Below are 14,196 nucleotides of genomic sequence, written 5' to 3' on the forward strand. Positions count from 1 at the left end.
CCCTACGATCTGGTTGATCTTCCCAGTTGCTCGAGTACTTGAATTGCTTCTTTAAAGCCTTTATCGATACCAACTTCTTTGTACTGATGTGCAGCCGCATCAAACTTAGCCACCGCAACATCGATCTTGCCTAACTTTCTGCTGACTACTCCCTGCTCGAAGAGCACATCGGCCCTCAGGGCAGCCAGCTTGTTAATGACTGTCATTTTGTAGGTTTTGCGCAGCAGCTTGACTGCGCTTTCAGTATCACCCATCATCCTCATTATCTTGCAGTCGACAAGATTGAGTTCTGTTTCCAGAGCTGCGGAATTGAGCCCCGGAAGGATTCTACGGGCAGTATCTATGACCGATTTGGCCATTCCGATTTCTTTCTGCTCCATGTAGCACTTCGCTATATTCTGGTAGCAGATCTCCACCAGATTGAGATCTTGTTCGCTCAGAGCGATTGCCAGAGATTCGTTCAGGCTCTCGATGGAGGCGTCATGTTCACCGAGGTCATTCTGAGTAAGACCGATATTGAGTAAGACGTACCCCTGCCGCATCACGTTATTCGACGCGCGGAAATCAGCCAGACAGAGTTTGAACGCCTTGATCGCTTCTCTGAGATCACCTGTAGCCGATTTAATAGCCGCCAGCGTGTTCAGAATTGTAGCTCTCAACTCATGGTCATTCAATGTGGAAGTGAACTCGAGCGCCTTCTCACAGAGCTGCTCTGCGTCGCCGTAATTTCCCTGCTGAAAATGCATGTTGGCCCGGTTCCTGGCGCATTCGGCGGCTCCCCTGTAGTTGTGGATATTCAGGAACAACCACTGAGCTTCAAGGTAGTACGACTCTGAAACTTCCCAATCTGATTGCATCATCATGGCACGACCGGTCTCTTTGAGGATTTGCGCCCGGAGATCCTGATCCAACTCGGCTTCTGCGGAATCGATAGCTGACTTCAGCAGCTCAAGAGCTACTACAGGGTTACCCTGTCTGAGCCAGCCGCGAGCCAGTAGCAGGAGCGTTCTCCTGTCCCGGATTCTCGCTCGATCTCCGCTTAAGGCCTTGCTTGTAACCAGTGTGTTTGTCATCTGATAATTTCCTCGTAAGAGAAATTGATCCTTTAAGATTGTCAGTCCGAGATCAATCCGTATGCCGAAAAATGATCGAGTTCTGCCGTTACAACCTTGTTCATAAAATCGACTTCACATACCATATCTTCCCATTCGCCTGAATCTTTATCGAGCCAGCCTATGCGAATGGTAGATTCATCTATACCAGATAGATCGGCATCGCGATAAGACATCGTCACAGAAACGGGCTTGTTGAATACGAGACCGTTGGTCCCGAAATCGTTGAAGAAAACCGATACATCCGGAATGGTGATGCTGAATAGAGTGTCAACATCGACAGCTCCCGGCGGAACGTCAAGGATCACATCGAGAAGTTCCAGCCTGCCACCCGTGCTGGCAGAGATAATTTTCTCTGCGTACAAGCTTGGTGAAGTCGGGCTGGAAAACGCCGAGTAACTCGCTGAGCGCGAAAGCACTTTCGGTTCTTCGGTGACTTTCTGAACACTCATCGGAGACTTCGAGCATCCTGAGAACACCAATGCCGCGAAAATTACTATCGCGACGGTGGCACACAGTGACTTGGTAAGCTTTGTTCCTGTCATCGCGTCTCTCCTTCTAAAGGTAAACGTCATTTCTTTCATTGCATTGTTCCTGTCGTTGTTCTTGAGCAAGCGACGTGCCATCCCCGTGGAATCTGGACATCTGATTCATTTCCAACGGCTTACAGCAAAGCACAGGGATTCTCAATCAAGGATTCTGATGGGTCGGGTTGGAACGGTCTGTACCACCTGTTTCAATAGAAAACGGGCAACTCTTTGCGAGTATGATGGATAAAGCCGTCAAGCTCCGTGTGGTGCATTTCGTGTCAGGATCGGTTCTGGCGTCTGTTTTGGTTCAATCCGGCGTCTTCAAGGATTCGCCTCAGGCGCGCGCGCGATATCCCGAGAAACTTCGCGGCTTCAGATTTATTCCATTCGCACGTGTCGAGCACATGCTTGACCACGCGTTTTTCTATTTCGCGCAGAGTGATCCCCTGAGGAGGCACATCAATTGTGATCTGCTGCCTGTCGGCCAGATTGACTCTATCGCTGCTGAAGGCTGCCCCGATGTCATTGTCGCGAATGTATTTACCTTTCGCGAGCAGAACAGCTCTCTCTATTACATTGCAGAGTTCTCTCGTGTTGCCGGGCCACTGGTGAAATCGCATTTTATCGAGCGCCGATGCCGCGATTCCGACTCTCGGTTTCTTGTAGATTGATGAGTAGTATTCGAGGAAATGCTCCACAAGATCCTGGATATCATCCGGTCGCTCGCGAAGCGGCGGAATCTCTATTGTGAGGAGGTTTAGTCTATAGTATAGATCCTCTCTGAATTTGCCGGCACTTATGGCATCTTTCAGGTGAAGATTTGTGGCGGCGATAACCCTCACGTTAATCGTTTCCTCGGCGAGAGCACCTACTCTTCGGAATTTCTTATCCTCAAGCGCCTTCAGTAATTTCGCCTGCGCTGATGCGGACAGATTCCCGACCTCGTCCAGGAAAAGAGTTCCTTCCTGGGCATATTCGAAAAGACCCTTCTTGTCTTTTCTGGCATCGGTGAACGCACCCTTTACGTGTCCAAAAAGCTCGGACTCGAATAGTTCGTCGGGGATCGCGGAGCAATTGACCTCAACGAGATTGTGGATGGACCTGAGACCGGCATTGTGCAGTATCTTCGCCACGAGACTCTTTCCCGTCCCGGTCTCTCCGAGAATCAATGCGCTGGGAAAGTCGACTTCACTGAGAACGATTAGTGTCTTTCGTATTTCTTCCATCTTGCTCGATTTGCCTATCAGCGCATCAATGCCATACTTGTTGGCCAGGATCGGCACCGTCTCATCAATATCTTTCTCTCTAGTTTCCTCAATCTGAGCCGTAAGTCGCTTAAGGCACTGGTCAGGTGTTAGGATTTCCGCCACTCCGAGTCTCGAAAATCTTATAGTCTGATCGATATCGGGCGCTGCCATTTTCCCGACAATCGTTATGTCATCATTAGATGCTGCTATCGAGAGCAGGAAGTCATCAGATGAAAAGAAGGGACTGTCTAAGTCCACGAAAACGACTGAACGAATTCCATCGCTGCTGAAAGGCAGAGGCTCATCACGCCAGATGATAGATTCGGAGAGGCCCGGAGTATCACTCTTGAGATTCTGAATCGCCTTGCTGTTTTCCAGGATATCGCCGTAGACTACGGTGCGCATCGTCATGCTCGTACCTCTATTAGCCATATATCGGACAAGTGCTCAAAAAGTTGATTCTATGGTCGTGAATACGTGCGTGGGCGAGCAAATGTCTTAGTGAAATTGTGAAACATGCAGTAGTATGCCGGTGAAACGCAGCTTGATCACTGCTCATCGCGCCGCAACCACTTAGTGTCTATATCGTACTCTGTAGCTGATGGTTCAACGACTGATTGACAATCGATGCGACATTCGATAGGTTAGACATAATCGGATAGATAAAGTCGGATAACATGAGACGTTGAGGAAAGAAGTATGAAAATGGTTGAGAAGTCGCCTATACTCTCGCTGGGTGGGATAGTGTTTGTGAGTGCCTTTATGCTGGCAACCTCACTGTATGCAAACCAATCACCTATGTGGGGGAATCTTGAGCCGGGGCAGTATGCCATCGGATTTAAGACTGTCGAAGAATACGATTATTCGAGAACATTTCGTACTAAGAGAGACTATTTCGGTCAACCGCGCGAGGGCGAACGAGCGCGGCCGATCCAGATTTGTATTTGGTATCCGGCAGTTGGCGCTGCTGATGATATGGCAATGGTCTACGGGGAATACGCATTTCCTTATCCGACTGACGACCGCTTCATGGATCTGGTGAGTAATTACCAGAATCGGGATGTGCAGGTCGTGGGTCGCATGGCGGGAAACAATCGCGGATTGCCGCTGGATCTTGCGAATGTTGAACTCGCTGCAGTCAGAGACGCCGCTCCTCAGGAGGGATTGTTCCCACTGATTGTCTACCATCCCAATCTTGAAACAAGCTATTGTGATAATGTTGTTCTGTGCGAATATCTGGCGAGCCATGGTTTCATTGCAGCAACAACTCACCCACTCGGCAGCGTCCGTCTTTCACCGCAATTGAATCAGGCCGATCTCGAGTCTTTCACCAGAGATATGGAGTTTGTAGCCGGGTATATGCGCCACTTTCCGAACATAGATCCCGACAGGCTGGGAGTTATTGGCTTTGGCTCAGGCGGTATCAGTGCGCTGCTGATGCAGATGCGCAATTCTGACGTCGATGCCGTCGTCGATCTCGGGGGTGCGCTGACATCTGCGCCGTTGTTTAAACTCGTGAAGGGTTCAGCGAGCTATAATCCCGCGAGTGCCAAAGTGCCACTGCTGGAGATGTACAGCGATATTGAACATGCACCCGACATGACACTCCTCGATTCACTCAAATATGCAGAGAAATACTTCTGTGCGCTCAACGGCCTGAATCATCACGACTTCTCGATCGGGAGTTTCGTTGCGAGCATGACACCGGATAGCACTGGCGCTGTCAGACTGGAAGGCGTCCATGGCTACGAGAAAATCTGCGATTATGTGAATCACTTTTTCAAAGCGCAATTGACGGATGATGCTGAGAGTGTCGAGTTTCTGAAGAGAACCCCCGCTGAGAACGGATTCGATGCCGCCGCTGTATCATTCAACTATCAGGAAGGGGAGAAGCCGCCTCCGACGGAGCTTGAGTTCACGGAGGCGCTGCGCGCGGGCATGATTGCAGAAGCTGTTCAGGCTTACGAGCAGATTAAGGCGTCCAATTCGGGACAGATTCCGTTTCAGGAAGCGATGCTGAACATGATGGGCTATCAGCTTCTTGGCGCGAGCCGCGTCGAGGATGCCCTCGCATTGTTCAAGATGAACGCCGAGGCGTTCCCGAATTCCGCGAACTGCTGGGACAGTTATGCTGACGGAGCGCTGGCAAGCGGAGACACTGACCTTGCTGCCAAATGCTACCGTACTGTGCTCAAGGTCCTGCCAAACGATATCGGGACAGATGAACAAACCAAGGAAGTGATTCGCAGTAACGCCGAGCAGTTCCTTCGGGGCCTTGGTGACGAGAATCAAGAATAGAAATTTAGCGAATAAGAGTGAGGACATAATGCCGGAGAAAAACTCAGATTACACCAGGCGGAATTTTCTGACCGCCGCCGCGGCTGGCCTGGCCAGCGCCGGATTAGCTGGACTTTCCCCGGGCGTAGCTCTTGCGCAGGAGGTTGAGAAAGCCGGCAAGAAAGAGCCAGGGATCATCACGAGACAACTTGGGAAAAGTGGCCCTCGAATCCCAATCGTAAGCATGGGGGCGATGAATTCTAATAACCCGGAGATCATAGAAGCTTCCTTTGAACTCGGGATACGTCATTTTGACACGGCAGCCAATTATCAGTACGGTCGAAATGAGCAGATGCTTGGCAGGACAATTGAGAAGATGGGCGTAAGAGACAAAGTGATAATCGGCACCAAGGTCCACACACCGGCTCAGAGACGCGGTCTTTCGCCGAAGGAGTCGAAGCAGAAATTTATCAAGTCGGTCGAAGCCAGTCTCAAGCGGCTCAGGACGGACTATGTTGACCTTCTCTATGTTCACGATGTGGGTGATGTTGAGACAATCAGAGATGGGGCTATTCAAGAGGCGGTGAGCATCCTGAAGGATCAGAAGAAGATCCGGTTTGCCGGGGCGGCCACTCACTCCAATATGGCAGATGTCATCAATGAGATTACTGCCGGTGGATTCTATGATGTAGTCCTGACGGCTATAAACTTCACCATGGCCGATGATGCCGCCTTGCTGAATTCCATTAAGAACGCTGCAGATAAAGGCGTTAGCATTGTCGCTATGAAGACATTGGCCGGTGGATCGCGATGGCCGAATCCGGAATCACGAAGGAACTATTCATCGACGACCATAGCGCGTGCCGCTCTCAAATGGGTGATGCGCAACGAGAGCATCTGCACATGCATCCCGGGCTATGCGAACTACGAGCACATGAACGAAAATTTCGCGATGGCCTCCGATCTCGAATACACGGATGAAGAGAAGAGCCTTTTGTCCGACAACAGCATCATTCTGGGTTTAGGATTTTGCCGTCAGTGTCGCGAATGTCTTGCAAGCTGCACGAGCGGGACGGACATACCGACTTTGATGAGAACGCATATGTACTCGGCGCAGTATTCGAATTTCCATCATGCGCGTATGACGCTGGATGAAATCCCGGCTCGTGCCGGGCTGACCAATTGCTCGTCATGCTCGGAATGCACGGCCAAATGTGCCAATACGGTCGATATCGATCGCCGGATCGATGAACTGAAGCAGATGTACGGATAGCCGCTGCGGCATTATCACGACACCTCCTCAGAGCCGTCAGGATTCCCATCCTGACGGAAATCTGTGGCGCGAATTTTAATATTGCCGTTTCAAACTGAAACCTGTATAGTTGCGGCGTGTCCAAGATTTGCTCGAAACAGATGTGATGCCAGAGATGGTCTCCGTGGGAGACGAAAGTCTGCTCACTCCTATGCACGCAAGTCGGGTTTGGTGTAAGCTGTTAATTTGGCAAAAAATAGGCCAACTTGTAGATGAGAAATTCGTATTTTTGCCGACATTTGTATTATGAGTATTGAGGCATACAGACATTTCAAGTATGAGATGGCGTTGGGCGCAGATGTACCAATGCCGGAACCGAAGATCGACTTCTATCCTCACAATCAATTCACATTGCAGCAGTATCTTCATATTCTGTGCAAAGTGCATGTCGGTTCTCTGGGCAAGTTGAACGGGAAGTGGAAGTTTGGTGAGGATGCACCCCCGAATGTACGTCTGAGTTCGCGGCCCGATATTGTTCAACTTTTCGACTTTGCCGAGAAAATGGGAATCATTGAGGCGAAGCCTTCCGAGGGAGGAGAATCGACTGATTTTCAGCCCTATCAGTTGTCCAAACAGTACTGGGATAAATTCGACAAATACGGTGAGTAGAATCCCACTGTTACTTATTTGCAGCCTGCAGCGTAAACGAAAACTTAGCTCCCTCACCAAGTCTCGATTCTGCCCAAATTCGCCCACCATGCCGTTGAACTATTCTCTCCACCAGCGCGAGCCCGATGCCCGAACCTTCGAAGTCAGATACATCATGAAGTCGCTCGAATACTTTGAACAGCTTGCCGGAATACTTCTGGTCGAAGCCTACGCCGTTGTCACAGACTGAGTAAACGATTTCACTACCGGACGCGGCGCCCTCTATTCGTATCTCGGCGACTTCGCGAGGCTTTGTGAACTTGATTGCATTCGAAAGCAAGTTGAGGAATACTTCGCGGATCAGGGTTTCGTCGCCGAAAGCATGCGGAATAGCGTCTATTTCGCAATGTATCTTCCTGTCACGATTGTTCTGGTTAAGTTGCTCGAAAGCCTCTGTTGCCAGCTTATGCATGTCTATGCGGGATCGATTGACTTCCCTTCGACCAAGGCGAGAAAACGCAAGCAACTCATCTATAAGCTTGCCCATACATTTGGCATTCCTACGTATGATATCGAGTAGCCGTTTTCCTTCACGGTCTAATTTTGGCGCATACTCCATTTCTAGTGTATGGGAAAATCCATCAATAGCCCGCAATGGCGCCCGCAGATCGTGTGAAACAGAGTACGCAAAAGAATCGAGTTCTCTATTGGAGATGGTGAGTTCGTTAGTTCGCTTCTCTACCCGTTTCTCCAGTTCGTCGTTTACTCTACTGATCTCTTTTGCCAGCTTTGTCTCGGTGATATCCGAAATGCAGAGGTTAACATGATTGCACGTATTTTCGCGATCTCTTACGGTCCTCCCCTTGACAAGCGCAACAAGGACATCTTCGTTTGATCTCTTCAACTGCAATTCGCAACTCTGAGTCGTCTCAGTTTGATGCAGCCGTGCGAAAAGCATGTAGTATTCATCCTGATCACAATCGAAGACAAATTGAGAGAATGGCCGATTTATGATCCCGGTGCGGTCAATCCCCAGCATCTCGGTAATCGTGAGATTTGCCTGAACGATTAGTCCCTTCTCGGACAGCGCAAGATATCCTACCGGTGCGAAGTCGTATAGATCTGAGAACTTGTCTCTCGATTCGACAAGCGCTATCTGGGCAGCGCGCAGTTCCTCATTCTGGATATCGAGCTCGATCTGGTGAACACTCAGCTCGTGCACAAGGGTGCGAATGTCTTCCGGACCTAAGCTTGGAGGAGAATCTGGAAGGTGATCAAGAAAAGCCTCGGCTCGGCGCCGAAGATCAGAAGCGCTATTCGAAGTGCTCTTCTTCGCCCCATGTGATTCCGGAATCAGCATCAGCTTTCCAATCTGCCCGGATCGATATTCTCGAAGATTGATGGATTTGAAAATCTATCTGCTTTGCCAGCCACTATTTGGTTTCTGGCATCCCAATCGGGCATAATTTCAGATCAAAGACTCGCCATATCTCAGGACATTTCGCTTCGTTCGGAATCTGCGATGTCTGTCACGCTGATTGTCAGGCCAATAATGGCCCCGTCAGCCACCACTGGTCCAATTCGCCCCTCGAACATTCGGGTTTGTCTATTCTTCACCTTGAACTCGAATACGTAGCTTTCAGATTCGCCGGTCTCTCCGACTCTACTCAGGATTTTCCGTACCTTGGATTTGTGCCGTGATGGAATAAAGTCATAGAGCGGATATCCTTCCATTCTATCACGCGGCAGACCAAGAAAGGGGCGATTAACAAACTGTATGAGGCCCCTTACATCCAGGAACAAAAGGTGGTCAGTCGAGAATTCGGTGAGCGTGGTCCAGCGAGCTTGTACCTCGCGCAATTGCAGCTCCAGAGTCTTAGTTTGGGTAATGTCCTGCACCGTTCCAACCATACTGATTGCTTCCCCTGTTGCGTCGAAGCTGACTTCGCCCCAGACTCGGATATACTTTGTCTCCCCGGCATCTCTCTCAATTATACGGTGAGTCAGCTCATAGTTACTTTGCTTCTTGTATTCCTCGATAGCTTCTTTCGACATGATTTCACTATCATCCGGGTGTACGAACTCAATCTGGCGCTCAAGCGTGGGCTGGAAGGTGGCTTTGTCTACACCGAAAATATCAAACATTCCATCAGTCCATAGCATGCTGTCATTCGCAATATCCCATTCCCAGAATCCAGTCCTGGACGCTTTAGCAGCCGTGTTCAGCATTCGCTGACGCGTCTGCAATTCTTTCTCTGTATGCTTCAGATTGGTTATATTATCAAAAGTGATCACTACGCCGTCAATTACGTTGGTTGCTGTTCGATACGGCTGCACACGCATGGAATATGTTCGCCCATCCGAACTCGATACTTCACGCTCGATGGAATTTAGGTCCTTCAGGACATGTGTGGTCACCGAATCCAACTCCAATTTCACCAGATTAGAGGATAAGTCTCGGATCGGTCGCCCGATATCACTCCCGGCGAGGGGGAAAATACCCGTCATCTTCGGTGTAAATCGCCTGATGCATGTTTCAACATCCAGAAACAGCGTGGCAGTACCAGTACAATCCAGCAGGTTCTTGATATCATCGTGCGCTTTGCTGAGCTCCTCGATGCGGCCCTGCAGCTCGGCATTGACAGTAACGGATTCCTCATTCAGAGACTGGAGTTCCTCTTTCGACGTTTCCAGCTCCTCGTTTGTACTCTGCAATTCTTCATTGGTAGATTGGAGTTCTTCGTTTGTGGATCTGAGCTCCTCGTTAGAGGTCTGCAGTTCTTCAATAGTGGTTTGCAGAGATTCTTTTGTGTGCAGAAGTTCCTGCTCCAGTTCCTCCGCTGATATTCTCTTGACTTTGGCCGTCCCGTGCCTGGTCTTCAGAGTCACTGTCTTCGGTGCAGATATTTCATTGAATGTGATCATCATGAGGCCGGGAAGTTGACCATCCTCGATAAGGGGCTTGACTGTCAGATCGACGGACAGTAGCTTTCCATCGGATTGCACTCGAACGCCTCTGCATTCTACCTGTCGCCTATGCTGTGTGACTTGGCCAATTGCCTCATTCAATTTTGCCTTAAGTCCTTGGCGTGCCATTTCCACTATGTTAAGGCACGCCTTTCCTTCAGCCGGTTCGAGGTAGCGACCTGTCCGACCATGGAAGTACACCACATCGAGAGCATTGTCAACTATCGCACAGGGCAGTGTGTCACTCTGTCGAAGGATGGTCTCAGCGAGCTGAAGAGAGCTCAACTCCTCTGCTTGCCGAATCGACGCCGAGCCGACAGAATCAGCCGGATTAATCGACGGAGTGATCAATCGGAGCTCTCTGGCCGCTTGGCCTGTTATAGTCGTCGTCTTGCGGCGGTATATCTTCCACTTCTTATCCAGAGGGGCGAAGAGATCGGTCGCTTGACCAGTCGTCTCAGAAGTACCGAGGAAAAGATATCCGTTGGATTTGAGGCTGTAGTGAAATATAGGAAGCAGTTTACGTTGTAGTTCCGGTCCAAGGTATATCAACAGGTTCCGGCAGCAGAGTAGATCCACTTTGGTGAATGGTGGATCCTTGATAACATCCTGCGTGGCAAACACCAGCATTTCGCGAATAGCCTTCTTGATCCTGTACCTGCCGTCATCATCCTTTGTAAAGTGGCGCCGGAGCCGTTCAGGATCGATATCTGCGGAGATGCTCTCCGGGTACACGCCCTGACGTGCCCGGTCTATCGCATCTTCGTCAAGATCCGTACTGAATATCTGTACGTTAGGATGCGCATCGGTCTTCTGTATATGCTCGTGAAACAGGATACCGACAGAGTATGCCTCCTCGCCGCTGCTGCAACCAGGCACCCAAACACGGGCTGTGTAGTCATCAGGCTTATCAGAAAAAATGCTCGGAAGAACAGTATTTGCGAGAACCTCGAAGGCTTGGGGATCCCTGAAGAAGCTGGTTACGCCGACCAATAGTTCCTTAAACAGACTCCAGGCTTCACGGTCGCTTTCCTGCAGGAATCGCACATAGTCGGCCACTTTGCCTATCTGGTGAAGATTCATCCGTCGCTCAATTCGACGACGGGTCGTATTTGCCTTGTAGAGTGAAAAGTCGTGGCCGGTTCGAGCGCGGAGGATGATGCATATTTTTTGGAGCGCCTCAGGAGACTTTGTCATTTCCGTTATGGTATCTGGGACAGATATGTCCGATTCATGTTGGACATACTCTAGCAGACTTGAGGGCATCTTCTCGGGGGACAGAATGTAGTCTGCAACGCCGGCGGAGATGGCGCTTCGTGGCATCCCGTCGTATTTTGCGGACTCCTCCGACTGCACCATTGTCATACCGGTTTCGTCTTTGATAGCTTTCAACCCCAGAGTACCATCGGTGCCTGTGCCGGAGAGGATTATGCCAACAGAGTCGGAGCCTTGGTCCTGAGCCAGCGAGCGGAAGAAGCTGTCAATCGGCAGGTTTACACCTCGGGGCTCTGTCATCTCCAGCAAATGTAACACGCCCCTCAGGATGCCCAGATTTCGGTTCGGTGGTATTACATATACTCTATTGGGTTTTACAACGGTTCTGTCGCTCACCTGCTCGACTTTCATCTTCGTTTGCTTCTGAAGCAGTTCCGGTAGAAGGCTGACGTGAGAGGGATCCAGATGGGCGACCAAAACGAATGCAATACCGGGCTCATCAGGCACAGCACGGAAGAAGGTTTCAAACGCCTCAAGCCCCCCTGCTGACGCTCCTATTCCGACAACTGGAAAGGCGGCGCCTGATCGCCTTGCAGGTTGGGTCTCTCTCTTCTTCGGCACTTCAGATATCTTTGCAGCTTCCCTGCCGGAAGACTTGCTCTTCTTAGCCAACTTTTTCATAGTCAGATCGTTCGAACGCTTCTTCGTAGATACGGATTTCTTCTTCTGACGAGAGTTCCCAGCCTTCTTTTCTGTCGCGGGCATGCATGCCTCTAGTCCCGGTGATGTCGCTTGTGTCTGTTTCCATAAAAAGTATACATAGTGGCATTGACGATGTCAACAATTTTCGGTTGGTTTAGTTCTGCTGGTGTGGAGGGGTGATTTCGAATATCTGCAAACGGGGACCATATGGACTCTAATGATTCCCCGCGCGCGATTGGTGGATTCTGTACAGATGATTGGACCCGCGAATCTCTATGATCCGCGGGTGCTTTGTGCTGACCTCTCTCAAAGGCTTTGAGATACTGTCGCGAAATGCCTTATTTCGAGAGGTGTTTCAAGAGAAATAACATATTTCACCACCTGGTCCAGCAACGGCAATGCGCGCTACTTTTTCAGAAGGGCTATCTGTCCGGCGTGGTAGGCATCGTGCTGAGCCGTGCCATGAAATGTGGCATAGTAGGAAGAAAATCCCTCGAGTATTTGGCTGTCAAGCTTAGTGTCATCGATGGATACTATAGCTGCCAGCAGCTTATCATGACTGGCCTCAAGCTTCTCTTTGGCGTTCAGCCAGGCCGATTCACCGGTGTCTTCTACTGCGGGCCAATCATCTTCAGGTGTGAGAACAACCCGCTTGCCGTGCAGCCTTGCTACAATCTCATCATATGATGCGGTGACGTGCAGCACGATTTCCCAAATGCTGTGAGCGCTTGCATGCGGTTTCGCAGCCGCGCGCCCGGCGGTGACTCCATCGAGGACTTCGAGGAATGATGAACCATGCCATGCCTCTCCTCGAAAGGCTCTTGCCATCTGATCTCTAATTCTCTCAATCTCGGTCATAACATTCTCCTCACTCATGAATGAATCGGTTCTATTCAATAAGTCCCAGGTTCTTCATCAGTCTTTCCAACGGCCTTCTGATTCTCTCCGGAGAGATTCCATCGAATTCCAAGCTCTCGCAATCATTGAACCGCGCGAATTCGGACAGCTTCGCCGCAAAGGCGCTGAGGAACTGCTCGCTGTCCTTTGGCATCCGCTCGACCATCAAGTTGCGAATGATAAGAGCTTTTCTCTTACGATCGGCTTTCGGATCGAGTCTCCCAATCAGCATTTCGTCCCACAATATGGGATGCACCAGATATCCGAATTTCCTTTTGGCGGGTGTGACATAGCATTCGAGGGAATAATCAAAATCAAAGATCTGACTTATTCTGCTGCGCTGAATGATGAGATTGTCGAAGGGTGACATCAAATGAAGCCTTGGCGACATCTTCCTTAGCCGGGCAAGTTTCTCGACGGAATCTGAAAGCGCGAAATACTCGGTGTCTCCGTTTTCGCTGATTCTCAGAGTTGCAACTTCTCCTGAATCCTGCAGCTCCCGCAGCGCATCTGCAACCACATTCTTCCGGGCGGTGCGGATATGATCCTTGATTTCGCTTACAGTCGCTACACCATACGCGTTGAGCGCACGCCTCACGAGGAAGCGTCCCAGCTCATCGTCGTCGGGGACGCGCATGTCGGTGTCGCCCGGGATAACTCGTTCTGCAAGATCGAAGACTCTCTCAGAAGGTCGGCGCTCGCTGACGAAAATATCCCCCTTCAGTTGGAGAAGTTCGATCGCGGCTTTGTTCGGATTTCGTTCTCCGGGAGCGAGAGTCTCTGGAGGTGTGAAGTCCGACAAGCCGAGAGCTCCCTCCTGGCGAAATCGCTTTAGAACCGGCTTCATCAAATGACCGTACCTGGCAAGCCTCTCCTTCTCCCATTTGCTGTAAGGATCGTCGAATCTGTGCATTCGAGGCAGATAGAAGCGAAAGTCCTTCATCGGCAAATAGGAGAGAGCGTGTCCGAAATATTCGAATACTCTGCGATCGATTGCATGAAGTTCGTGCAGTGTCACAGGATCATAATCGGGAAGTCGAGTCCAGAGTGTGTGGTGGTGCGCTCTCTGAATCACCGACATCGAGTCTATCTGGACATAGCCGAGCATTTCTATCGCCTGGACTGCACCTTCCTTTCCCTTCGCTAACTTGACTCTGCCATCCAGAAGCTGTGCGTTTATCGCTATCCTTCGCGCTGTCTGAGACGATATTTTCATTGGTCGATCCGTGTTAGGTTGAACATAGGTTGATTCCTGTTTCACTTTGACGCGAATAGTTGGCTTGACTCTGCATGTTCAGGTCCCTATCATGTTGTCACCTTGAACGAGACTCACGGAAATAAGAAGCTCT

At 50.2% G+C, this 14,196-nt stretch carries 10 protein-coding genes; 3 read left to right on the forward strand and 7 right to left on the reverse strand.

Translation table 11 applies throughout. From position 1 onward, the window contains the following. Window positions 1-2 precede the first annotated feature (2 nt). The 3 genes from KKH67_10180 to KKH67_10190 all read right to left on the reverse strand — a co-directional run bounded on the left by KKH67_10180 (window position 3) and on the right by KKH67_10190 (window position 3,300). Window positions 3-1,073, reverse strand: coding sequence for a tetratricopeptide repeat protein (locus KKH67_10180; GenBank protein ID MBU1319544.1), 1,071 nt, complete (start codon window positions 1,071-1,073; stop codon window positions 3-5). A 41-nt stretch (window positions 1,074-1,114) separates the two neighbouring features. Beyond that, the gene (locus KKH67_10185; protein ID MBU1319545.1) at window positions 1,115-1,657 is read right to left on the reverse strand and encodes a hypothetical protein; all 543 of its coding nucleotides are present in this window, start codon (window positions 1,655-1,657) and stop codon (window positions 1,115-1,117) included. 263 nt (window positions 1,658-1,920) lie between these two features. Continuing rightward, entirely contained in the window at window positions 1,921-3,300 is a 1,380-nt protein-coding gene (locus tag KKH67_10190) for a sigma-54 dependent transcriptional regulator (protein ID MBU1319546.1), read from the reverse strand. A 288-nt stretch (window positions 3,301-3,588) separates the two neighbouring features. Here KKH67_10190 and KKH67_10195 point away from each other — a divergent pair, with 288 nt between their 5' ends. The 3 genes from KKH67_10195 to KKH67_10205 all read left to right on the forward strand — a co-directional run bounded on the left by KKH67_10195 (window position 3,589) and on the right by KKH67_10205 (window position 7,087). Continuing rightward, window positions 3,589-5,187 (forward strand): hypothetical protein, encoded by a 1,599-nt coding sequence (locus tag KKH67_10195; GenBank protein ID MBU1319547.1) that lies wholly within the window; start codon window positions 3,589-3,591, stop codon window positions 5,185-5,187. 28 nt (window positions 5,188-5,215) lie between these two features. Beyond that, the gene (locus KKH67_10200; protein MBU1319548.1) at window positions 5,216-6,439 is read left to right on the forward strand and encodes an aldo/keto reductase; all 1,224 of its coding nucleotides are present in this window, start codon (window positions 5,216-5,218) and stop codon (window positions 6,437-6,439) included. A gap of 285 nt (window positions 6,440-6,724) precedes the next feature. Beyond that, window positions 6,725-7,087 carry a hypothetical protein gene (locus KKH67_10205; protein MBU1319549.1) on the forward strand — a complete coding sequence of 121 codons (363 nt, stop codon included), beginning with the start codon at window positions 6,725-6,727 and terminating at the stop codon, window positions 7,085-7,087. A gap of 10 nt (window positions 7,088-7,097) precedes the next feature. Here KKH67_10205 and KKH67_10210 read toward each other — a convergent pair whose 3' ends face one another. The 4 genes from KKH67_10210 to KKH67_10225 form a co-directional block, all read right to left on the reverse strand. Beyond that, complete coding sequence (locus tag KKH67_10210; protein MBU1319550.1) at window positions 7,098-8,426, reverse strand: PAS domain S-box protein; 1,329 nt, start codon at window positions 8,424-8,426, stop codon at window positions 7,098-7,100. A gap of 131 nt (window positions 8,427-8,557) precedes the next feature. After that, window positions 8,558-12,013, reverse strand: a complete 3,456-nt coding sequence (locus tag KKH67_10215; GenBank protein ID MBU1319551.1) for a PAS domain-containing protein — start codon at window positions 12,011-12,013, stop codon at window positions 8,558-8,560. 342 nt (window positions 12,014-12,355) lie between these two features. Continuing rightward, on the reverse strand, window positions 12,356-12,808 hold the full coding sequence (locus KKH67_10220) for a DinB family protein (protein ID MBU1319552.1): 453 nt from the start codon (window positions 12,806-12,808) through the stop codon (window positions 12,356-12,358). Window positions 12,809-12,839: 31 nt separating this feature from the next. Then, window positions 12,840-14,063: a winged helix DNA-binding domain-containing protein gene (locus KKH67_10225; protein MBU1319553.1), complete on the reverse strand. Its 1,224-nt coding sequence runs from the start codon at window positions 14,061-14,063 to the stop codon at window positions 12,840-12,842. Window positions 14,064-14,196: the final 133 nt, after the last annotated feature.

The organism is Candidatus Zixiibacteriota bacterium (genome assembly GCA_018820315.1).
GTDB lineage: Bacteria > Zixibacteria > MSB-5A5 > JAABVY01 > JAHJOQ01 > JAHJOQ01.